The sequence below is a fragment of the Arsenicibacter sp. R0_47 genome (genome assembly GCF_057652235.1).
Genome location: NZ_JBYFCJ010000044.1, coordinates 12,307 through 34,955, shown reverse-complemented (window position 1 = coordinate 34,955; position 22,649 = coordinate 12,307). Strand labels below are relative to the sequence as shown.

Here is a 22,649-nt window from a genome sequence, read left to right as displayed (position 1 = left end):
GGTAGTCGGTTCCGCCCCCTTCGGCCCGAAACCGGACGCGCACTTTATGATAAGGCTGCCCGTCGATCTGCGATGTACCTACATAGTCAGCCAATACAGCCGGATCACTTAGTTTTTGAGGCAATAAAACGAAATAAGCAACCGAGTTCACCGCCTGACTATAGCGACGAGTCTGGGTCGAATCCAGCGTTTGCCGTTTGCCGTTTAGGGTACGCACAAACCCACTGTTGGTTAAGGTCTCAACAAGCTGGTTGCCCGTCGAATCGCGGTAGGAACGCTGGTAGCTGAATTGTCCGTCCTGGTGTTTCAATACCAGATGGTAGGTACGGAAATCAAATTCAATCCGCTTGTTATTGTATGCCGTGCCCCCATGTGCTTTAATAGCCTCTTTGACCAGTTCCGGCGCCTGGTACAGCGGTTGACACGCCCAGATACCAAACAGTAATAATGGTAGGCTTAACGTAAGAAGATGTCTAAACATGGTTAATAGAGAAATGATTTGACGAGCTGTCTGGGGCTATATAGTACGCAGTTAAACGCCTGAATTTCCGAATTTTACAAATTCCCCGGCACAATCTTACAAGGTAGTCATTGATGAAACCTCGTAGATTTGCCTAAAAATTTTGACTGGTATGAACGAGCTACTCATGGCTTCCGATGATGTTTTTGATGCACGAATCGCAGAAATGCTTACTCGTGATGATTCCCCGGTTTATGATACCGAACCGGACACCACCCACTGGAAAAAATTATGTCTCCGTCTGGAAATACGTGCGTCAGGTCTCATGAATTATTCTCGGAGCGATAACTAAACCCATATGGCGATAACGGCTACGGATTGTTACTACGCAGACTCCGCTTCAGCAGTTGCGCGTTCAGGGCTACGATGACCGTACTGGCACTCATCAACACGGCCCCAATGGCAGGACTGAGCACGAAATTGGGGTATAGCACCCCAGCCGCTAAAGGTATGGCGATAACGTTATAGCCCGTTGCCCAGAATAGGTTCTGAATCATTTTGCGGTACGTGGCCCGCCCAAATTCAACTAAGTTCGTGATGTCGGTGGGGCGGCTATTGACCAAAATAATATCGGCAGTTTCGGCGGCAACGTCGGTGCCGGAGCCAACAGCAATGCCCACGTTCGCCTGCGCCAAAGCCGGGGCATCGTTGACTCCGTCGCCGGTCATAGCTACAAACTTGCCCTGTTGCTGCAAGTCTTTCACGATGGCTACCTTCTGATCGGGAAGCACTTCGGCATATACGCCATTCAATCCCAACTCCTTGGCAACCGCATTGGCCACTTGCTGGTTATCCCCGGTAGCCATATACACGTCGATGCCCGCCTGCTGCAACCGTTGGACCGCTTCTTTCGAGTCGGCACGTATCTTATCGGCCAGTGCTACATAACCCACTAACTGACTATCAATCAGCACGAACACGACTGTTTCGGCTCCGCTGAAGGCATCCTGTGGCTGCTCGATGCCTTTTTCTTTCAGATAGCCCGGACTTACCACCACCACTCGCTTACCATCTACTATAGCCGACACACCCTTACCGGTGATGGACTGGAAGTTTGTGATGGTTGGCATAGCCAGGTTTCGCTTTTTGGCTTCGCGAACAATGCCCTGGGCGATGGGGTGCTGTGACTGCTGTTCCAAAGCCGCCACCACGCCCAGAAAACCCGCTTCGTGATCCGCCTTCAGCATACGAACCCGCGTCACGCCAAACTCGCCTTCCGTGAGCGTACCCGTTTTGTCGAACACCATCGCCGTAACTTTGCGGGCTTCCTCGAAAGCCGTGCGGTTGCGAATCAGTAGACCCTTTTGAGCCGAAATAGCCGTTGAGATGGCGACTACCAACGGAATGGCAACCCCCAGCGCGTGCGGGCAGGCCGTAACCATAACCGTAACCATCCGCTCTACAGCAAACGAAACTTCTTTGCCACTCACTAACCAGACAACCAACGTCAGCAACCCCACTGACAGCGAAATCAGCGTCAGCCACCCGGCAGCGCGGTCGGCCAGCGTTTGGGTCTGCGACTTGGTACGCTGCGCTTCTTCGACCATTTTAACGACCTTGTTGAGGTAGCTGTCTTCGCCTTTGTGCGTGACCCGGATTTTGAGCGAGCCTTCACCATTGACAGCTCCCGCAATGACCGTATCGTTCATTGCTTTCTGCACGGGTACACTTTCGCCGGTCAGCATACTTTCATTGACGGCACTATCTCCCTCGACAACGGCTCCATCGTTGGGAATGCGTTCGCCCGGCCGCACCAGCACGACGTCACCCGGATTCAGCGTAGTCATGTTTACATCCGTGATGGTGTCGCCCGTTACTTTGTGGGCATCAGAAGGCAACATTTGTACAATTAACTCCAGGGAACGCGAAGCCCCGGCCACCGACTTCATTTCTAAGTAATGACCCAGCAGCATGATGTCGATCAGCGTCGCCAGTTCCCAAAAGAAGTCCATTCCCCGCAGCCACCCGAACGAAACGGCCACGCTGTAGGCGTAGGCGGCTGTGATGGCTACGGCAACCAGCGTCATCATTCCGGGTTGCCGGGTACGAAGTTCTCCCACTATGCCCGTTAGAAACGGCCAGCCGCCATATACGTAGATGACCGTTGACAGCACCACAACGAGCGGTTCGCGGTACGGAAAATCAAGCTGATAACCAACCAATTCCTGAAACATCATTGACAGGGCGACTACCGGCACCGACACAATCAGGCATATCCAGAATCGGCGCAGAAAGTCGGCAATCATGGCTCCGTGGTCATGCCCGCCTGATCCATGCCCCATTTTGCTATGATTCATCTGGCTATGATCTATAGACCCGTGTTCCATGCCAACGCCACCCTGATGGTTATCGGGATTCATGGTTCCACTGTGCCCATCGTGGCCGATGTGTTGCAGGGCTTTCTGTTCAGCCGGGGCCTCCTCATCGCCAGTTTTCGGGAGCGTAACGGGATGCGAAGTCATATCCTGTTCTGTATGATGCGCTGGGCCTTCAGCTTCCATGACATGAAATGCCCCTACTTGCGAGACGATACGTTGTATGTCGGCCACAGACGGGTGTTCGTCCATCGTCAGCACCGCTTCAGGCGGATCAACCGTTACCTCCACCGCCAGCATTCCAGTCTGTTCACTAAGTGCTTTCTCTACCGCTTCCGCTTGTTCGGCAGTGGTTAATCCATGAAGCATATACCGGTGTTGATGGCGCATAGCTGGAGGGGTTTGTTGTGTCAGGCTAACCCTAAATAGTGCGCTCCGGTTCATAGATTCCCTCAATCTGAACCACTTCCAAAAATTTTGTAACAAGCGGAGGGCAATCTTGCAAGTAAAACCAGGCCATCTCGAATAGCTTTGCTGTCTTTATTGTTGTTTATGAGAAGTGAACAAACCGGTGTACAATCTATGATAACGCTTAGCCAGCCTTTACCAACCAACGAAACACCACTCGCGATCCGGGGCATGGTTTGTGCCCGGTGTATGGATGTGGTTCGGCAGGAACTGGAAGGGCTGGGCTGGGAAGTAACCCAGGTGCGACTGGGGCAGGTACAGGTACGTGGTCAGGTCTCTCCGGACGAATTGGCCCGGATTCAGGTCGCTTTGGAAAAACAAGGCTTTTCATTGGTATCGGACGCTAAATTAACGCTCGTACAACGCATTAAAACCCTCGTTGAGCAGACGCTGAACCGCGATAACCTGAGTGAGCAAAAGATCAGGTTTTCTGATTTTCTCGCCACCGAAATGAGCATGAGCTACGATACGCTGAGTGCCCTGTTTTCGACCAGCGAGGGCCAAACGCTCGAACGATACATTATTGAACGACGGTTGGATAAGGTTAAAGAACGCTTGGTTTACAGCGATCTGTCACTAAGCGAAATAGCGCATCAGACGGGCTTTAGCAGCGTCCCTCATTTGTCGAACCAGTTCAAACGGCTGACGGGTCTTTCCCCGACTTACTTCCGCGCCGTTCGGCGCGAAAAACAGACTCTCCAGCAGCACACCACGTAATCAATTTTACAAGCCAACTGGGTAATTGTGTAACGCTTTCAGGGCGTAGCCGAACGAACTTTGCCCTATAAATCAGCCATTGAAACAGCATGAATATGCCAACTACCACCCTGGAAAATCCCGTTCGACCAGTGGGAGCTACCACCCGCCAAACGTTCCCGGTGCTGGAAATGACCTGCGCGGCCTGTGCCGTGAGTGTCGAGTCGATGCTCAACAATACGCCCGGCATTGCCAAAGCCGCCGTAAATTATGCCAACCAGTCGGCTACCGTCGATTATAATCCAAAGACCATCACGCCCCAGGGTATGCAGCAGGTGCTGCAGTCGATTGGCTATGATCTGGTTGTGGATGTGGAGGACCCACAGCAGGTGCAGCAGGAGGCTCAGCAACGGCATTATGAGGCTGTTAAGCAGCGTACTATCTGGGCCTCAATTCTCTCAATCCCGGTAGTCATCATCGGTATGTTCTTTATGAATGCCCCCTACGCCAACTATATTATGATGGCTCTTTCGGCTCCGGTGGTGTTCTGGCTGGGCCGGTCGTATTTTATCAACGCCTGGAAACAGGCGCGGCACGGCAAGGCCAATATGGATACGCTCGTAGCCCTGTCAACGGGTATTGCGTTCCTCTTCAGCGCGTTCAGTACGCTCTATCCCCAGTTCTGGCACAGCCGGGGTCTGCACCCCCACGTCTATTTTGAAGCGGCTGCGGTGGTGATCGCGTTTATCTCGCTGGGCAAGTTGCTCGAAGAGCGGGCTAAGTCGAATACTTCCTCGGCGTTGAAGAAACTGATGGGCCTTCAGCCCAAAACAGTTCGAGTTATTGACGACAACTCGGAACGCGAAGTACCGATTGCGTCGGTCAGAGTGGGCCAGTTGATCCTGGTGCGGCCCGGCGAGAAAATTCCGGTGGACGGCGTGGTTGAATCAGGCCAGTCCTACGTGGACGAAAGCATGATTTCGGGGGAGCCGGTGCCGGTCGACAAGCAGGCGGGTGAAGCGGTCTTTGCCGGTACGATCAATCAGAAAGGTTCGTTCCGTTTTCGAGCGGACAAAGTGGGGGGCGATACCATTCTGGCGCAGATTATCCGCATGGTGCAGGAAGCTCAGGGCAGTAAGGCTCCGGTGCAGAAATTGGTCGACAAAATTGCCGGAATTTTTGTGCCGGTGGTCATCGGCATTGCCATGTTGACGTTCGGGGCCTGGATGCTGTTCGGTGGTGAAAATGCGTTCACGCACGCCTTGCTGACTTCGGTAACGGTGCTGGTCATTGCCTGTCCCTGTGCATTAGGTCTGGCGACACCTACCGCCATTATGGTTGGAGTGGGTAAGGGAGCTGAAAATAACATTCTTATCAAAGACGCGGAAAGTCTGGAACTTGGCTACAAAGTCAACGCGGTCATTCTGGACAAAACGGGTACCATCACCGAAGGAAAACCAACCGTGACGGATCTGGTCTGGCAGGTTAGCGATACGGAGGTAGCTCATTTATCGCCAATACTCTACGCGCTGGAAGCTCAGTCGGAACATCCCCTGGCTCAAGCCGTTGTTGACCGGCTGAAACAGGAAGGTATTAGGAGCGTTTTGCTCGATGGTTTTGAAAGCCTCACGGGGCTAGGAATAACGGGCCGATATAACGGGCAAACCTACTGGGTTGGCAATCGCCGACTAATGGCCCAACAGGGCCAGTTAGATCAATTAACAAAAGTGAGTGGTCTTGTCAGTCGCTGGCAGGACGAAGCTAAAACGGTCGTTTATTTAGCGGATCAAACGCGCATTCTGGCGATTCTGGCGATTGCTGACCCCGTGAAGCAAACCTCTCGTGAAGCCATTCACTCACTCAGAAAACGCGGTATTGCCGTGTACATGATGACCGGCGATAACAAACAAACGGCTCAGGCAGTGGCAAAGTCGGTAGGCGTTAACGACTACAAGGCCGAGGCCCTGCCCGCCGACAAAGCTGCCTTTGTGAAGGAGCTACAAGCGCAGGGTAAAGTGGTTGCGATGATTGGCGATGGTATTAATGATTCGCAGGCACTGGCGCAGGCCGACGTAAGCATTGCAATGGGTCGAGGGTCGGATATTGCGATGGACGTGGCCAAGATGACCCTCATCACCTCCGACCTAAACAGTGTACCCAAAGCCCTGCAACTGTCGAAGAAAACCGTACAGGCTATTCGGCAGAACCTGTTCTGGGCATTTATCTACAATGTCATTGGCATTCCCATTGCCGCCGGGCTGCTGTTCCCCATCAACGGTTTCCTGCTAAACCCGATGATAGCCGGGGCAGCGATGGCCCTTAGTTCGGTGTCGGTCGTGACCAATAGCCTGCGCTTGCGTTCGGCCAAGCTCTAATTGGTCGAGGTAGTTGTACGAAGAAACCTGAAGTAAAACTCAACCGCCCGGCCTTTAGGTTTGTCAGACGATACTATTCCAAGAATGGAGTAGCTTGCTGGCAAGTAAAACGGACTGGCACGTCCTACCGCCCGGCTGGGAGACAGACCCATGGGCCGATTCAGAGGCCAGTCCTGATTGCTTGCTTAGACTCGAATAGAAATGCGGGTTGGCAGACCCATTAGAAAGGTATCGAGAAAACAGCAAGCTCATTGTTCAACCCAAAAATAAGTTATTTCATGGACGTACAATATTACATTGGCATCGATGTATCGAAGGCTACGCTCGATTGGGCAGTTTTCAATGGTAAAACAATTGTCTTACAGACTCAGTCATTGAACTCGGTTGCTGCTATCAAGGCTACAATCAAAGCACTTAAATCCTTGCCTGGCTTTACCAATACCCAATCGGTATTTTGCCTCGAACATACAGGCGTGTACAATGCCCATATTCTTGATCAGTTGATGGCTCATCAATTACCGACTTGGTTAGAAAGCAGTCTACACATTAAGCAGGCCGGTGGCTTACAACGGGGCAAGAGTGATAGCATTGACGCCCAACGGATTGCCGAGTATGCGTATCGTTTCCGGGATCGTATGCGGTTGTGGCAACCACCCCGCCAGTTACTCCAAGAACTAGTCATACTTAGCGCTTTACGACAGCGACTCTTGTTGGTTCGGCAACAGTTGCAAGTGCCTGTTAATGAACAAGCTGCCTTTGTGTCAACTAAACTTCAAAAGCAATTGACTCGCCATTGCCAAGCATCTTTAAAGTCAATCAATGCAGATCTAGAGCAAGTCAGTCGGCAAATGGATGAGCTGATCCACCAAGATCAACAGCTATGTGAACTCTTCAAGCTCATGACGTCTGTCCCCGGAGTTGGTCCAGCTGTTGCGACAGAAGTCATCCTGGCTACCGACGAATTTAAGAACTTTTCGGAGCCTAAAAAGCTGGCTTGTCATGCGGGTGTGGCGCCCTTTGAGCACAGCTCGGGTAGTAGCATTCGTGGGCGCAGCCGAGTCAATCAACATGCTCGTAAACGGCTGAAGTTTCTGTTCCATTTAGCCGCTATGTCTGCTATACGGGTCAAGGGAGAGTTACAAACTTACTATCAGCGGAAAGTGGCCGAAGGCAAGAACAAGATGTCAATACTAAACGCGGTTCGTAATAAGCTTATCCACCGAATCTGTGCCGTCGTAAAGCGAAAGCAGAAATATGACATTTTTTATCCCCTGTCATTTGTTTAAGCCATAGAAATCGGCCCGGTGGTATGGAAACATTGAATTTTAAGACAAACATCAACTGTAGCGGGTGCGTAGCGGCTGTCACGCCCTTCCTGAACAGCATCCCAAGCGTTGCCCATATTGATGGATGGAACGTAGATACGGAAAGTCCCGACAAAATTCTGACTGTTCAGACGACGGACAACCGGATTGGTGAAGAAATTCAGAAGGCTGTAGAGCAAGCCGGTTATTGGGCCGAACTAATTCCACGCCCGTAGCGACGCGGGGCGGACCGTGGTCCGCCGTTGCGGTGCCATCGACCTGATTTCCAAAAGTTTTGCAACAAGACAACCAAATCTTATAAGCGTCTCCAACATCTAAAGGGGCCGCTTATAAGTTATAGTACTACTCAACGAACTAAACTATGGAAGCGAGCAAGCAACACACGGGCCACGCCCCATCTTCTCAACCCGGTCATGCTATGTCCGATCACGGGGCTGCTAACGGGCAACACTACAGAAAGTTGGCTATCATGGGGGTACTATCTTTTATATCCATGTATATTCTGATGTATTCGATGGTTGATCGGTTTGCCAACGTGATCCCAAATGTTAATCAGTTGTACATGGCGGGCCTGATGACCATGCCCATGCTGATTATCGAAGTCCTGCTGATGTCATCTATGTACACCGATAAACAACGGAATGCTTTCGTTATCGCCATAAGTGCTATTGCACTTGTCGGTTTCTTCCTGCTTATCCGTCAGCAGGGTTTTGTTGGGGACAAAGAGTTCGCCAAGTCCATGATTCCGCACCATGCTGCGGCTATTCTAATGGCTAAAGAAGCGAAGCTGACAGACCCTGAGCTGCAAAAACTTCAGCAGGATATTATTACCGCTCAGGAGAAAGAAATAAAGCAAATGAAGGATAAGCTGGCCGAGTTAGATAAATAGTGCGTAACGACTTAGTGGACTTAAGTCCAAAAGTTTCACAATACTACTGGTCAATATTACAAGCGACCCTTCCATCCGGCAGGGCTGCTTTTTGGTTTTATTAATATAGATGCACTTGGTACGACAATGATGAAAAACACTTTTTTTGCGACGTTAAGTCTGCTGATGTTGCTACAAATAGCCAGTTTTGGGCAGCACCAGCAGCATACAATGGCCGCTGGCGATCAGGCAGCCAAGCCACCGGCTAATCCCGATGAATCAAACTTTCCGGTCGTTAAAACATCCCTGCCCGTCTCACGGCCACAAGCCCTTGCGAAAGTGAAGCCAACGAGTAAGCGAGTCGAGTATGACCTCACCATTGACGAGCAGACGGTCAATATTACGGGCAAGCCGAAGCGGGCCATGACCATTAACGGGGGCATTCCTGGCCCGACGATGCGGTTTACCGAAGGCGATGTAGCCGTTATTCGGGTACACAACAAATTAAAAACCGAAACCTCGCTGCACTGGCATGGCATACTGCTCCCCAATAAACAGGATGGCGTTTCGTATCTGAACACCCCCCCCATTCATGCGGGTGATACCTACACGTTCGAGTACCCACTGGTGCAGTCCGGCACGTATTGGTTTCACTCCCATACCCGCTACCAGGAACAAGTCGGGGTGTACGGCTCCATCGCGATTCAGCCTCAGCAGCCCACCCACAAGGTAGATCATGATTTAGTGCTGTTGCTATCTGATTGGACGAATGAGAATCCAGCGTATATTCTAAAAAACCTGAAACGGCGCAACGAATGGTACTCCATCAAAAAAAATAATGTCCAATCGCTCAACCGCATTATTCAGCACAAGGCGGTAGGGGCGTACCTGCGGCAGTCGATGATGAAGATGGCACCGATGGACATTTCGGATGTATATTACGACCGGTTCTTAGTTAATGGAAAAGACACTGTACGTTACCCGGAAATCAAAGCGGGCCAAACTGTTCGGCTGCGGGTTATCAACGCCAGTGCGTCCACCTATTTTCACGTCAATTACGCCGGCGGTCCCATGAAACTGATTTCCGCCGATGGGCTGGACGTGCAGCCGGTAGACGTTGACCGGCGGCTGATTGCCATTGCAGAGACCTACGACTTTATTGTCACGGTACCAAAAGGGGGAGCTTTTGAAGTACGGGCCACTGCTCAGGATGGGTCTGGCTACGCAACGGCCTTGCTCGGAAATGGCCCAGCGAAGTACGCTCCGACGATTCCCCGCCCCGACCTGTACAAGTTAACAGCCAACATGAGCCAAATGGGAGGCATGGGCATGGGGACGATGAACATGGGTAAAACCGATACGACCGCCCAGGCGAATGTGGACATGAACGGCCCCATGATGCACGATATGCCCGGCATGGATTCCAAACCCGGCAAAGCCGAGTCCGCTATGGGTCAAATGGACCACAGCAAAATGGATATGGGACAAGGGAAACCACAGCAGTCAACACCTGCCAAACCGAAAAAGCCCGATTCGATGGCCGGCATGGATCATAGTGGCATGGCCGGGATGGACCACAGCCAGATGGATATGGGTGCGAAGAAGTCAGCTTCGACAAAAAAGGCTACCAAGCCACCGAAAGCGACTGGCTCAATGGAGGGCATGAACCACAGCGGTATGAAGATGGATATGGCCGGGATGAACATGAGTAAAGACGGCAAAATGGACATGACGGGGATGGACCACGGGCAGGTGAATCAATCATCCATGCCCGGAATGGATCATAGTAAAATGTCTATGAAAATGGATTCGGTGCCCGCTAAGAAAACAGACGGCAAAAAGCCGGATGACATGGCTGGGATGGATCATAGCCAGATGAATATGGATAGCAAAGCCGGTACTATGGCCGGGATGAAGGGAAAGGATCATGGAGGAATGGCCGGTATGAGCATGATGGACGAGCAGAACACCATCGACTACAGCATTCTTAAAGCTCCCGAACCGATTGTGTTTCCCACTAACCGCCCGATTCGGGAAATCCCGCTGACACTGACGGGGAATATGTTCCGCTACATCTGGGGCTTCAACGGGCAACCACTGTCACGGGCCGATATGATCCAGATTCGGCGGGGTGAAATCGTGCGTATCCGCATGATAAATAACACTATGATGATGCACCCTATTCACCTACACGGGCACTACTTCCGGGTGCTGAATGGGCAGGGGCAATATTCCCCGTTGAAGCATACAGTGAACGTATCGCCGATGGAAAGCGTCACGATTGAGTTTATGGCTGACGACGATAAAGACTGGTTTTTTCACTGCCATCTGCTGTATCACATGCTCAGTGGCATGGCCCGCGTGGTCAGCTACGGCGACAAACCAGATTCGTCCATTGCCCAGATTCAGAAGCTGCACCTGCGCGATATGCGCGATAATCAGCCGTTTGTTTGGGGTTTCCTGCAACCCGGTTATCCGATCAACTACTTTAATTTGAACGTTTCTAACAATAAAAATGCCATCGTCGCCGGGGGCGATCACGACTGGCGCACGAATCGGTTCGAGTTCGACTTAGACTATGAACGCTACCTCGGCGATTGGTTTCGGGTGTTTGCCGGGATTGATGGAGGTAACGAGGAATTCCTGCGCCGGATACGGCCCAAAGATGGGGTAGCCACCGACCGTCGCATCGTTCGAGCCGTGGCGGGTATTCGGTATATGCTGCCGTTTTTGATTCAGTCGGAGGTGAAACTGGATACGCGTGGCAACGTCCGGTTTCAACTCAACGGGCAGCAGATGTTGTTTCCCCGTTTAGATTTCCAGTACCAGGCGCAGTGGTTAGTGGGGAGTTACCTGCGGGCACACGTTGAGTTACAGTATACCGTCACCAAAAACCTGTTTCTGCACACCGATTACGACACCCGGTATAAAGCCTTTGGTGGTGGGCTGGGGTACAACTTCTGATCGGACAATCTCGCTGGTGCCAAGGTGTACTATCATTTTCCTATTTCTTATTTATGCAATGGTCGCCCTCCTTCATTTTCGTAGGAGGGCTCTTTGTTGACAAACGCTAATACGGGTCGCTGTAAAAAGAACAACCAATGGTAGCTATTCCGCAAATAACCCAAGGATAATTCCGACAAAACCAAATAATGCGACAACAAGCCCCAGAAAGAAAATTGAGCCGGGTCCGGCCAGCATGATGGCCACACCGGCAACCAATAGAATAACACCCCCGATCAGTTTAATCCAGTTAGCCATGGCTTTAGTTGTTGCACTGGGGGTAAACTGCCTGCTCTTCTTCTGGCTGGTTTTTTGGATCATCACACTTTCTACCGCATTCGTTCTGCCGACGGTACAGTTTCCTTGAGGCTTTACCGTTTCGTGAGTTGAGACCAGCCATGTTTTCACCCGACCCATACGCTTACTCAACAGTTTAGTAGGGACCAGTTTGTTGTTATCACGGGCAACGAATTCAGGCTGTGGGATAGTTGTATTCGCGTTTATAACCGGCCCCAACGGTGAGGCAATAATTTGATTTAGTGGAGGTGCGGAAACTGGCTGAGTGTCGAGTGTCGTAGGCAGGTTAGCGGGTGCCCGTTGAAAATAAGTTACAGGCCGACTACAGGAAGAAAGAACAGCGATCATAATGAATAGTACACACCGGTATGGATACTGACTAAACCAAATGGTCGTTCTGTACCAATGATTTGAGACAAAATAATGCATTCGCTCCGGTATAATGGACGCTTTATACGATTGTTTGGAGAACGGCAGGAGGGCAGTATACTTAAGGGTAGCCTGGGTGGTGCTGCCGAATTGGGCTAGCAACAGGACAGCGAATACACCAAGAAAATTTTTCATAAATACAGATTGATTGTTGAATTATTGGCAATTCGTTTTGAGCGAGATATTCTGAGGTTGCCCGGTTTGCAAATCTTCAACAACTTGCCGGTATTTCCCAGGTCGGTCCGGGTCTGAGATAAACCACCCAGGATTACCCTGTTGGTCCCGGCCCAGTCTGGCTCCCGGTATGGGTGGCTGATTCGCCTGATTATACACCTGTAGCAGATCAGAAATCAATGGCCCCTTTGGCTGTAGAAATTGAGCTTTCACTAATACCTGGACACAATCGAGGAATGCAGAAACGATCTGTTGGATATCATCCTCTGTATGAGCCTCAGTCATAAAGCAGGGAAAACCCTCCCAGATATGAATTCCTTTTTCCCGCATCAGTATGAACAGGAGTTCGCCGTAGGGTACATCTTCGGTAAACTTCAGTTTCCAGAGTGATCCAAACTGAGCGATCAGCATGGGTAGTTGTTGTTTGATAAAGGCTATATTCAGCATGTCAGCCAATAGTTTTGCTTTAGCGGTCAAACGCTCCTGAAGCGCGGGGCCTTGTTCACGCAGGTATTGAAGTGATGCATGGGAGGCTGCCAGGGCTAAGGGGTGACGGACAAACGTACCGGCAAAAAACGTAATGTCGGCTTGCGGATACGAGTCGTCACCGTATTGCCAGTACCCGCCATCTAAGGCATCCATAAACGCGGCCTTTCCCGCTACGACCCCAATGGGCAGGCCACCCCCGATTACTTTTCCATACGTCGCCAAATCAGCTTTAACGCCAAACAGAGCCTGCGCTCCGCCCGGATGCATCCGAAAGCCCGTTATCACCTCGTCGAAGATCAGAGCTGTCCCCGAAGACTCAGTAATGACCCGAACCCGTTTTAGAAAATCAACGGGCTGAAACTCGGGCCGTCGGCTCTGTACGGGTTCAACCAGCACGGCGGCCAGTTCCGAGGCTCTTTCCTGAATAATTTGCAGACTCTCATCGGTGCCATAGTCCAGAATCAGCACGTTCTGGACGGCTTCGGAAGGAATGCCCAATGCTGCCGGATACGATTGGTGACTGGTGCTGCCCCGGCTAATGACTTCATCAAAAATGCCGTGATACGATCCCGCAAAAGTGACCACCAGTGACCGCCCCGTTACAGTGCGAGCCATGCGTAGAGCACCCAGCACAGCCTCTGAACCCGTATTGCACAAAGCCGCCCGGTCGAAGCCGGTAAACTCGCAAACCATTCGGGTTACCTGGCCAGCCAGTTTATGCTGCGGGCCCAGTTCATAGCCCCGTTCGATCTGATCGTGTAGAACCGTTTTCAGCAAGTTGGTCTGATAGCCAAACAGGGTTGACCCAAACCCATTCAGCACATCAATGTATCCGTTACCGTCAATATCCCACAGCCGACTTCCCTTCGACCGTTCTACCACAATCGGATAAACCAATTCCTTTGTTACGGGCTTGAATCCCGTTACCGCGCGGGGATCGGCCATCCATCGCCGGTTATCCTGCGCGTAAGCTTTACTGGCGGCTGTTTTCTCGGTGTAGCGTTGGGTGAGTTTTGTCAAAAATAGTTGTTGCACCTCATTGAGGGACGTTACCTGGCGCTCGATGCGCGCTCCGGCTCCGAACGCCTGTCGGATCGCAGGGGGCTCAGTTACAGGAGGGAGCACATTTTTAGGTGTAGGGGTAGTCGAAGGCACCAAGTTGGTAACAACCTCCACTGGCTGCGATGCTAGGGCAGATACCGGACTAATCCTCTCAATGGGTTGTTGACGTATGACTGATGGGCCCTGGCCTCGCAGAACGGCCAGTTGTTCCGACATAATCTGTAGTTGTCGCTCAAACAGGTCTATGACTGGGTCAGCGGGGTCAGCCGGAAGGACTGGCCGATTCGGTAGCGGTTTTGCTTCGTTCGACAACGTAGGCTGCGGGGCGGTTAGCAACGGAACTGAGGGTGTTGGTGGAGTAACAGGGGCCGGAAGCAGAAACGCATCGGCGGGTAACTCCCGGTCCAGGAAATCAACTAAGACTTCGATAGAATTGTAGGTACTGTTCAACTGCCGGAACGAAATCGGCAGGTCGAACTTCTTGCGAAGGTTATAGGAAAACTGAGTTAGCGCTAAGGAATCAAGCCCCAATTCTAAAAAGTTCAGCGGCAGTGCCTTCTCATCCATCTGGATGCCGGCCGTGTCGTTCAGCAATTGCCGAACGAGAGTTATCAATTCATTTCTACGCATAATGGGTATGGTGATAGGTTCTTCAACAGGGAGTGAGCTATCCGATAGCTCCGGGAGGATACTGGCTGGGATATCGGACGATTGCCGGGGCGGGTCCACCCAGCAGCGCATCCGGTCGAAGGCATACGTGGGCAAGGTTACTTTTTGGTGGGGTTGTCCCGTATGAAAAGCCGACCAGTTTGGGTTGATGCCTTTAACCCAGAGCTGCCCTAAGGCATTCAGTATAGATTCGTACTCGCTTCGGCTACCTTTCAGGGTATCTAAGCTCGTTACCACATCAATCGGTCGTGGCATGGCCTGCTGACGGACCAAAGTTGCGGTAACACTACCCGGCCCCGCTTCCAACAGAAGTGGGTTTTTCAGCGTAAATAAAGTTTCCAGCGCATCTGCAAACCGAACCGTAGCCCGCATATGGGTGGCCCAATAGCCAGGATTTGTGGCCTCGGCATCGGTCAGCCAGATACCACTTACGGTGGATACAATTGGCTTTTGGGGCCGCTGTAACGCTATCCCCCGCACCCTGTTTTCAAATTCGCCCACAATCGGGTCCAGCATGGCCGAATGAAACGCATGGCTGGTTTCGAGGAGCCGGTTAGCTATGTTCCTCTCGTTTAACTGCCCGGCAAACGCGGCAATCGCGTCGTTTGGTCCGGCCACTACGCACAACTGACGACTGTTGATAGCAGCCAGCGATAAGGCGGGGGGCAACATGACCGAAACTGTTTCGGCATCGAGTCGTACCGATAGCATACTTCCTCCTGGCAGCTCGCTGATCAGTCGGCCACGGGCTGCGATAAGGGCCAGTACGTCCGGCAAGGTGAAAACCCCGGCCAGATGAGCCGCCACGAATTCACCAACGCTGTGGCCACAATAGACCGTGGGTTCGATTCCCCAGCTTTGCCAGAGCCGGGCCAAAGCGTATTCGGTTACAAACAACGCGGGCTGAGTGTATTGCGTGTTTTTCAGCCGGTTGGTCGCTTCCTCATTGACGTTAACGGGGTAGAGAACCTGCCGAATGTCGAGGCCGAGATGAGCCGTCAGTTCGTCAGCACAGGCATCGACCGCCTGCCGATATACCGATTCGTTTTCATACAGTTCCCGGCCCATGTTGAGGTACTGCGCCCCCTGACCCGGAAACAGCAAGGCTAAAGAACTGACATCGGTCGGGCCGGGTTGTCGTGTAGCTAAATTTTCGTCTTGAGGGAAGTGGGTGGTTTGCTGAGTCGCCGGGGCCAATAATGCCTGTGTGAGTTCGGTTTGGCTGGTAGCCAAGATAAACCGACGGTGGGCAAAAGCGGGCCGACGGTTCTGAAGCGTATAGGCTACATCGGCAATCGTTTGTTCGGGGTGCTGGCCAAGATGCCCGGCCAGATGAGCCGCATAGGTTGTCAGACTTTGCCGGGAATTGGCCGACCAAACCGCTATATGTACCGGCCGCTGGCTGGCTGATGGACTTACTGGCTCGACGGCCCCGGCGGGAATATGTTCTTCCAGCACGACATGAACGTTGGTACCGCCAACGCCAAACGAACTGATTCCCGCCCGACGCGGCCCCGATGAGACCCAATCACTATGCGTGTCGTTCACGTAAAAAGGGGTATCGGCAAAATCAATAACCGGATTTGGTGCGCTGAAACCAAGCGACGCGGGCAGTTGCCGGTGGTAGAGGGCCAGCGTTGTTTTAATCAGCCCCGCCACGCCGGCTGCCGCCGTCAGATGCCCCAGGTTGCTTTTAATGGAACCCAGGGCGCAAAACTGTTTTTGGGATACGCCACCGAAGGCCATAGTTAGTCCCTCCACTTCGATAGGGTCGCCCAACGGGGTGGCCGTGCCGTGGGCTTCCACATAACTTATCGTGGACGGATCAATTCGGGCATCAGCCAAGGCCATCCGAATGGCCCTGGCCTGCCCCTCGGCGTTTGGGGCCGTAAAACTGCCCTTACCGCCCCCGTCGTTGTTAACGCCTACCCCTTTGATGACCCCGAAAATTGTATCGCCATCGCGTTCAGCGGCTGATCGGGCCTTAAGCAGCACTACGCCCGCACCATCACTGAATACGGTTCCGGTAGCGCTGACATCAAACGGCCGACAATGGCCATCCCGACTCAGCATGGCCCCTTCTTCATACAGATGCCCACTATAAATGGGTGCTGTGACACTTGCTCCGCCCGCCAGTGCCAACGCACAATGGCCCAGCCGAATGCTATCCACCGCCTGAGCAACGGCAAGCAGCGAGGTGGAGCAGGCCGAATAAACACTAACGGCTGGCCCGCCCAGATTAAGCTGATAAGCGGTTCGGGAGGCCATAAAATCCTTTTCGTTAACCGTCATAGCCTGAAAGCTGCCTATTTGGCGAACGGTCTCGGTGTTGGGCAGTATGTTATTGAGGTAGTATGTGTTGTTACCACAACCCGCCCAAACACCAATGCTTCCCCCGTACTGATTCGGCAAATAGCCCGCCCGTTCGAGGGCCTCCCAGGCAATCTCCAGAAAAACGCGCTGTTGCGGGTCCATAACTTCGGCCAGTTTGGGGCTTATGCCAAAAAAGCCCGCATCAAATTGGTCGGCCTGAGCCAAAATTCCCCTGGCTCTCACGTACTGTGTGTCCCGGATTAAGTCGTGGGGTAACGAAGGGTCTAATTCGTCAGGCGTAAAAAAGCGAATCGTCTCCTGACCCGTCCGCAGTACTTCCCACAGGGCTTCGACTGTATTTGCCCCCGGAAAACGCCCGGCCATACCGATAATCGCCACTTCGTTGGTGTCAGTCTGTGCCGTATTTTTTCGACCAGGAAGGGGTGAATCTTGGTTTCGCCCGTCCACATAACCGGCAAGGGACTGAACTGTAGGAAACTGATAGAGCTTAGTGACTGGAATCTCAAAGGCATAGGCTTGCTTCAAGGCCGCTACGGTACGGGCCGCCAACAGGGAGTTACCACCTGACTCAAAAAAATTATCGGTGACACCCATCCGGTTGATTGCCAGCACCTCTCGCCAAACGGTCAGTAGTTTTTCCTCGGTGGGGTTGCCTGGCATTAGGAACGTGCTTACCAGCGGGCCTGACGACTCAGGGTCGGGTAACGCCTGCCGGTCAACCTTGCCGTTAGGGGTCAGCGGAATTAAGTCGATGGACACCCATACCGCAGGCACCATGTAGTCCGGCAGGCGGCTGTTCAGAAAATGAATGAGGGCCGATTTCTCGAAGGGGCCATCCATGACGACATACCCCACTAACCGAACATCGGCATCCCCGTAGGTTTTAGCGACGACAACGGACTGTTTTACGCCAGGATATTGCTGGAGGGTTTGCTCAATCTCGCCCAGTTCAATGCGGAATCCCCGAATCTTAACCTGCGCGTCAATACGGCCCAGATACTCCAGCTCACCCTTCGGCAGCAGCCGCACCAGGTCGCCACTGCGGTAAAGCCGGTGGGATATTGGTTGGGTTGGATCATCGGTCTGATCCGACAACGGGTTTGGGATAAATCGCTGCGCGGTCAGTTCCGGCTGGTTCAGATAACCCCTCGCCAATCCCTCGCCACCAACGTATAGCTCACCCGTTTCGCCAACGGCTACTGGTTGTTGCTGCTCATCCAATACGTGCGTAGTCAGTGTCGGAATAGGCCGACCAATTAGGCTGCTTGATTGGTCAAGGTGTTCTTCCCGGAGGGCCAGATAAGTTACGTGTACGGTTGTTTCGGTAATGCCGTACATGTTGATAAGCTGACAGGCCGGAAACCTCTGATGCCAGAGACGTAGTTTTGCAGGATGCAGGGCTTCACCTCCGAAGACGACATACCGAACCGATACCTCCACATTTTGTGCGAGGAGGTGTTCCTGCAAAACGTAAAATGCCGACGGGGTTTGATTTAGTACAGTAACACGCTGCTTAACCAGTAACTCCGCAAACAATCGGGTGTCTCGGGCAACCGATTTTGGCACGACCACCAACCGCCCGCCGAATAACAAGGCTCCGTACATCTCCCAAACCGAGAAGTCGAAGCAGAAAGAGTGAAACATTGTCCATACATCCTGTTCACCAAAATCGAAACGAGAGGGTTGCATTTTCAGCAGGCTGACCACGTTAATATGTTCAATCATCACTCCCTTTGGTCGGCCCGTTGACCCCGATGTATAAATGACATAGGCTAACTGGCGGGGGGTCAGTTGCACAAAAGGTGCCTCAATGGATTCTTTGGCAATTTTTGTTGCATCGCGGTTTAGACATACGATGACTGTTCCGGCTAAATCTCCATCAGAGCTGAGTGTCTCTACTTTAGCCAGCGAGTTACGGTCAGTAACAATAATCGGCGAATCGAGGTCGGTTAAAATATAGGCGATGCGGTCAGTTGGATAGTCAGGGTCAATCGGCACGTAAGCACCGCCCGCCTTAAGAATCCCCAATAATCCAACAATCATCTCCACAGATCGCTCCAGACAGATAGGGACGAGCGTTTCATGGGTGACTCCCTGTTTACGTAAATAATGCGCTAACTGGTTAGCTTGTCTGTCTAACTCTCGATATGTTAATTGGTGCCCTCCGAACACCACAGCGATATGGTTGGGCGTTCGTTCAACCTGTTCAACAAACAAGTCGATCAACGTTTTGTCGGCTGGAAAAATGGGCGTGGGTGACGCGGAGTACAAGTAAGCATCCATCAGGATGCCATTCTTTATGATACTTTCGCGAAGCAGGCCCTCCGAGCGAAAACCCGCCTTTTCAAGCACCTTAATTGAAGCGGTGTTATGCGTCATGGGTTTAGCGAACAGACGGGTCAGGCCGAGTTGAGAAAATGCATAATCTTTTATGGCCTTCACAGCTGCTGATACAATGCCTCGCCCCCAGTAATCCTGTCCAAGCCAGTACCATAGTTCAGCCGAGTGCCATTCAGTGTCTTCTCCGATTCGCAGCCCAATGTTGCCGACGGCTTCCCCGCCAACGTCAATTGCGAAGTTGGTTTCCTGTTCGGGATCAACTACGTACTGAATCCACCGTTGGGCATCTGCTGCTGTGTAGGGATGCGGGAAACTATCCAGAAGATTGAGCCAGACAGCGTTGTTATTTGCATGGTTAGGTAAGTTACCTTCGTCTCCATACCGCCAGGAACGGATTGTACAAGGTCCGCAGTCAATCTTCATAAAATGAGGTTAAAGAGAAGTATTGATTTACACACATTAACATCTAATGATTACTCTTGTCCTCTTTTGACGTTTGAAATGGGCGTTGTCACGATGGGGACCGTATCAAGATTTCACGGTACGTATGTAAAATCTTTGGGTTTCTTTCCTGCTTCCTATTGTCACGCTGTTTTGTTTTAACTACCCAATAAAAAAGCGATATAGATCCTCTATATCGCTTTTGCCAGCACATGCTATCTTATTACCGCAAAGCTACCTGAGTTTCAAGTTTCTTCAGTTCTCCCCTTTCTTTAGTCTGCATCTTGACAACGTTATTGGCCATTGCCTTCATCTTCTCCGTCTTCCCTTCTTTCAAGAATGCACGGGCCATATCGATGCCCTGCTGATGGTGTTGAGCCATCATGCTGGCAAAATCGTGGTCCACGTTCCCGTTCATTGAGTGGGTCCCACTGTGCATAATCTCCATGCCCTTCTGACCCAGTTTCGACGAGGATGACTGTGGCTTATGACTGCTCAGGAACTGGTATCGGCCATCTCGACAGCTCCCTGATGGTGCATCTTCATCATCATAGCGAAATCATGGTCGGGGTCACCCGTCATTTTCATACTCATCATCTGGTTCATACCCGACTGCATGGCTTTCATCATGGCGTTGCTGGCCGATTCTTGAGCCTGTACCCGTTGGGTGAGTAGCATGGTCGCGCACAAGGCAACCAGCGTAAACAATTTTGTTTTCATAAATAATCAGTTTTTTTGCTGCTTAAAGCCGCATTACGCTTAGTCGTTTAGCTTTTTCGGTGAGAATCAATACGGTTTATTTTTAATCAACCAGTCCTGAAATTGGCTGATCTCTGTTTTCTGTTCCTCAATAATCATCTGCGCCATTTGTCGCATTGTCTCAACTTTACCATAATTCAGTTCTGTCTGGGCCATGTCCAATGCACTCTGATGGTGATCAATCATAAGAGCAGTAAAATCAACGTCTGAGTTTCCCGTCAGGATGCGGGTATCCTGGGCTTTCATCATCTTATCCATATCCTGCATGGCCATCATATCGAACGATTTTCCAGCTTCTGAAGCGGTTGGCTGGTGACTGCTCAGAAATTGAGCAAACTGCGCTTTCTCTTTGGTTTGAGCGGTGATAATGTTCTGTGCCATCGTCTTCATGGTTTGATCGCTACCACTCTTTAGTTCCTGGTTGGCCATATCAATCGCCCCCTGGTGGTGCATCTGCATCATCATAGCAAAATCATGATCGGGATCGCCCGTCATGGTCATGGCGTTCATTTGCGTCATGTTGGCGTGCATAATCTGCTGAAACACGTTCGCATCGTGCGTCTGCGTAGTAATACCGTCATCGCTCTTATTACAGGCTGACATTGCCCATAACAGCAAAGCGGCTACAGCCGCATGTCCAACTACTTTATTTTTCATCATGTTGAGTAATATGATTGTACCCTCTATAAACGGAACGTGACGAATCAGAGTTTTTATAATATTACCCCATAGGGTTGTAGAATTTCTGGAGGACGCATTTGTTAAAGAGCAGGGCATTTGTCAACTTAGTCGATTCGTTGACCGCTTCACTACGTATTATGCTTGCAACTCCTTTTGCCCGTCTTATTGACGAGTATAAACAAAACCCGGACCTCACTTACCAAAGTTGGTTTCTACATAATGAAGACCGCCTGAAAGCGTTTCGCTCAATTCGACGCGGGGTATTACAAGTCATCAGCGACATCAAAGAAGGTTCATTTCCCAACGACTTCAAGGGCAGTTCACTCGAATTCGTACTGAGTTGCATCACCGAGCAGAAGCAGGTTTTTGAGGGAGCATCCCACCCATTTTACTGGAAACCGAAGCTACGTATCCCGGATATTTACGAGAATCTGGACCATAAGCGGTATTTCGGTCAGTTTCTGGAATGCTGCCTAAAGGCTACGAAGCCCGAAACGGTCGTGAGCGAAATAAATCGGCTTGATGCGTACAAGATTAAGGGTTTAGGGCCTGCCGTAGCCAGTATTCTCTACTTCCTGCATCCGACCTGGGTGCCACCCTTCAATACGGCCATTATTAATGGTTACAACCGACTTTTTAATGAAAAGCGCAAGTTGGGTTCGTGGTCGGAATACTTAGCCATTCGGGATAAGATGCTGGCAGTGAATACTGAATACCGACACGTTTTATCGAATGACTTAGGGGCGTTGGCGGGTTTGTTGTTCGAGATTGGGGCAGGTAATCTACTGGTGCCGGGCCTGGCCGACCAACCCCTTATTGAGCGCGAAAAACTCGAAAAGCAATTATCTAAGCGTCATAAGGAAGTTGTCAATGAACAACAGGAGGAACAAATCCACAGCGAGATGCAATACCACCTACTAACCATTGGGCGGGCATTAGGCTACGATGTCGCTGCTGCCCGGAATGATATTTCCCGGCAATATAATGGCCATTCCTTTTCGTTTCTGAGCCTGCCCAGCCTACCTCCACTACCTGTGTCTCCCGAAACGGGTCTAACCATTAGTCTGATTGATATTGTGTGGTTGGAGAAGGACACAGGCCGTATCATCTGCGCCTTCGAGGTGGAAAAGAGCACATCAATTTATTCCGGTATTCTTCGGCTGACTGATTTAACCTGCTCTTTACCCGACCATGCGACTACGCTTTATTTGGTTGTCCCTGACAGCCGCCGGAAAGAGGTTGAAATGCAGCTTACCCGACCCTCAATCAAGCAAACCAATACCCCCATACGCTATATCCTGATGTCGGATTTACGTACCCACTGCGATGCACTTTGCCGATTCGGGGATAACCACCAGGTGTTAGAAAGGATTTCTCAAGTGGTTTCATAGACTAGTTTATTGA

Annotated in this window: 15 protein-coding genes; 8 read left to right on the top strand and 7 right to left on the bottom strand. The window is 51.4% G+C overall.

What is annotated here, in order from left to right; translation table 11 throughout:
- Positions 1–481 (bottom strand): DUF6503 family protein (locus AC23NW_RS33865; RefSeq protein WP_487455049.1); only part of this gene is annotated, 481 nt, incomplete at its 3' end.
- 151 nt (positions 482–632) lie between these two features.
- Between AC23NW_RS33865 and AC23NW_RS33860 the strand changes: the two genes are divergently transcribed.
- Entirely contained in the window at positions 633–812 is a 180-nt protein-coding gene (locus AC23NW_RS33860; protein WP_487455048.1) for a hypothetical protein, read from the top strand.
- A 19-nt stretch (positions 813–831) separates the two neighbouring features.
- On the opposite strand, the gene AC23NW_RS33855 is transcribed toward AC23NW_RS33860, so the two are convergent.
- On the bottom strand, positions 832–2,880 hold the full coding sequence (locus tag AC23NW_RS33855; protein WP_487455052.1) for a heavy metal translocating P-type ATPase: 2,049 nt from the start codon (positions 2,878–2,880) through the stop codon (positions 832–834).
- Positions 2,881–3,417: 537 nt separating this feature from the next.
- On the opposite strand from AC23NW_RS33855, the gene AC23NW_RS33850 reads away from it, so the two are divergent.
- The 6 genes from AC23NW_RS33850 to AC23NW_RS33825 all read left to right on the top strand — a co-directional run bounded on the left by AC23NW_RS33850 (position 3,418) and on the right by AC23NW_RS33825 (position 11,531).
- Entirely contained in the window at positions 3,418–4,020 is a 603-nt protein-coding gene (locus tag AC23NW_RS33850) for a helix-turn-helix domain-containing protein (protein ID WP_293683681.1), read from the top strand.
- Between the two features lie 95 nt (positions 4,021–4,115).
- Positions 4,116–6,374 carry a heavy metal translocating P-type ATPase gene (locus AC23NW_RS33845; RefSeq protein WP_487455047.1) on the top strand — a complete coding sequence of 753 codons (2,259 nt, stop codon included), beginning with the start codon at positions 4,116–4,118 and terminating at the stop codon, positions 6,372–6,374.
- A 278-nt stretch (positions 6,375–6,652) separates the two neighbouring features.
- Positions 6,653–7,660: an IS110 family RNA-guided transposase gene (locus AC23NW_RS33840; protein WP_099073562.1), complete on the top strand. Its 1,008-nt coding sequence runs from the start codon at positions 6,653–6,655 to the stop codon at positions 7,658–7,660.
- A 23-nt stretch (positions 7,661–7,683) separates the two neighbouring features.
- Complete coding sequence (locus tag AC23NW_RS33835; RefSeq protein WP_293683679.1) at positions 7,684–7,914, top strand: heavy-metal-associated domain-containing protein; 231 nt, start codon at positions 7,684–7,686, stop codon at positions 7,912–7,914.
- A 146-nt stretch (positions 7,915–8,060) separates the two neighbouring features.
- Positions 8,061–8,588, top strand: a complete 528-nt coding sequence (locus AC23NW_RS33830) for a DUF305 domain-containing protein (RefSeq protein WP_293683678.1) — start codon at positions 8,061–8,063, stop codon at positions 8,586–8,588.
- A 129-nt stretch (positions 8,589–8,717) separates the two neighbouring features.
- Positions 8,718–11,531 (top strand): multicopper oxidase domain-containing protein, encoded by a 2,814-nt coding sequence (locus AC23NW_RS33825; protein WP_487455051.1) that lies wholly within the window; start codon positions 8,718–8,720, stop codon positions 11,529–11,531.
- Positions 11,532–11,675: 144 nt separating this feature from the next.
- Here the strand turns inward: AC23NW_RS33825 and AC23NW_RS33820 are convergent, their stop codons facing one another.
- The 5 genes from AC23NW_RS33820 to AC23NW_RS33800 form a co-directional block, all read right to left on the bottom strand.
- Positions 11,676–12,431: a hypothetical protein gene (locus AC23NW_RS33820; protein WP_487455046.1), complete on the bottom strand. Its 756-nt coding sequence runs from the start codon at positions 12,429–12,431 to the stop codon at positions 11,676–11,678.
- A 21-nt stretch (positions 12,432–12,452) separates the two neighbouring features.
- Positions 12,453–19,787 carry an amino acid adenylation domain-containing protein gene (locus AC23NW_RS33815; protein ID WP_487455045.1) on the bottom strand — a complete coding sequence of 2,445 codons (7,335 nt, stop codon included), beginning with the start codon at positions 19,785–19,787 and terminating at the stop codon, positions 12,453–12,455.
- Between the two features lie 241 nt (positions 19,788–20,028).
- The gene (locus AC23NW_RS33810) at positions 20,029–20,223 is read right to left on the bottom strand and encodes a DUF305 domain-containing protein (protein ID WP_487455044.1); all 195 of its coding nucleotides are present in this window, start codon (positions 20,221–20,223) and stop codon (positions 20,029–20,031) included.
- A 77-nt stretch (positions 20,224–20,300) separates the two neighbouring features.
- Positions 20,301–20,525: a hypothetical protein gene (locus AC23NW_RS33805; RefSeq protein ID WP_487455043.1), complete on the bottom strand. Its 225-nt coding sequence runs from the start codon at positions 20,523–20,525 to the stop codon at positions 20,301–20,303.
- Between the two features lie 66 nt (positions 20,526–20,591).
- On the bottom strand, positions 20,592–21,224 hold the full coding sequence (locus AC23NW_RS33800; RefSeq protein ID WP_487455042.1) for a DUF305 domain-containing protein: 633 nt from the start codon (positions 21,222–21,224) through the stop codon (positions 20,592–20,594).
- 158 nt (positions 21,225–21,382) lie between these two features.
- Between AC23NW_RS33800 and AC23NW_RS33795 the strand changes: the two genes are divergently transcribed.
- Positions 21,383–22,636, top strand: a complete 1,254-nt coding sequence (locus AC23NW_RS33795; RefSeq protein ID WP_487455041.1) for a hypothetical protein — start codon at positions 21,383–21,385, stop codon at positions 22,634–22,636.
- Positions 22,637–22,649 lie beyond the last annotated feature (13 nt).

Excerpts from the sequence above, each read along its gene's own strand:
- AC23NW_RS33840 (WP_099073562.1), top strand. The coding sequence starts at position 6,653 with ATGGACGTACAATATTACATTGGCATCGATGTATCGAAGGCTACGCTC.
- AC23NW_RS33815 (WP_487455045.1), bottom strand. The coding sequence starts at position 19,787 with ATGAAGATTGACTGCGGACCTTGTACAATCCGTTCCTGGCGGTATGGA.
- AC23NW_RS33850 (WP_293683681.1), top strand. The coding sequence starts at position 3,418 with ATGATAACGCTTAGCCAGCCTTTACCAACCAACGAAACACCACTCGCG.
- AC23NW_RS33805 (WP_487455043.1), bottom strand. The coding sequence starts at position 20,525 with ATGAAAACAAAATTGTTTACGCTGGTTGCCTTGTGCGCGACCATGCTA.
- AC23NW_RS33795 (WP_487455041.1), top strand. The coding sequence starts at position 21,383 with ATGCTTGCAACTCCTTTTGCCCGTCTTATTGACGAGTATAAACAAAAC.
- AC23NW_RS33845 (WP_487455047.1), top strand. The coding sequence starts at position 4,116 with ATGCCAACTACCACCCTGGAAAATCCCGTTCGACCAGTGGGAGCTACC.
- AC23NW_RS33800 (WP_487455042.1), bottom strand. The coding sequence starts at position 21,224 with ATGATGAAAAATAAAGTAGTTGGACATGCGGCTGTAGCCGCTTTGCTG.
- AC23NW_RS33835 (WP_293683679.1), top strand. The coding sequence starts at position 7,684 with ATGGAAACATTGAATTTTAAGACAAACATCAACTGTAGCGGGTGCGTA.
- AC23NW_RS33825 (WP_487455051.1), top strand. The coding sequence starts at position 8,718 with ATGAAAAACACTTTTTTTGCGACGTTAAGTCTGCTGATGTTGCTACAA.
- AC23NW_RS33830 (WP_293683678.1), top strand. The coding sequence starts at position 8,061 with ATGGAAGCGAGCAAGCAACACACGGGCCACGCCCCATCTTCTCAACCC.
- AC23NW_RS33860 (WP_487455048.1), top strand. The coding sequence starts at position 633 with ATGAACGAGCTACTCATGGCTTCCGATGATGTTTTTGATGCACGAATC.
- AC23NW_RS33820 (WP_487455046.1), bottom strand. The coding sequence starts at position 12,431 with ATGAAAAATTTTCTTGGTGTATTCGCTGTCCTGTTGCTAGCCCAATTC.
- AC23NW_RS33855 (WP_487455052.1), bottom strand. The coding sequence starts at position 2,880 with ATGAATCCCGATAACCATCAGGGTGGCGTTGGCATGGAACACGGGTCT.
- AC23NW_RS33810 (WP_487455044.1), bottom strand. The coding sequence starts at position 20,223 with ATGAACGGGAACGTGGACCACGATTTTGCCAGCATGATGGCTCAACAC.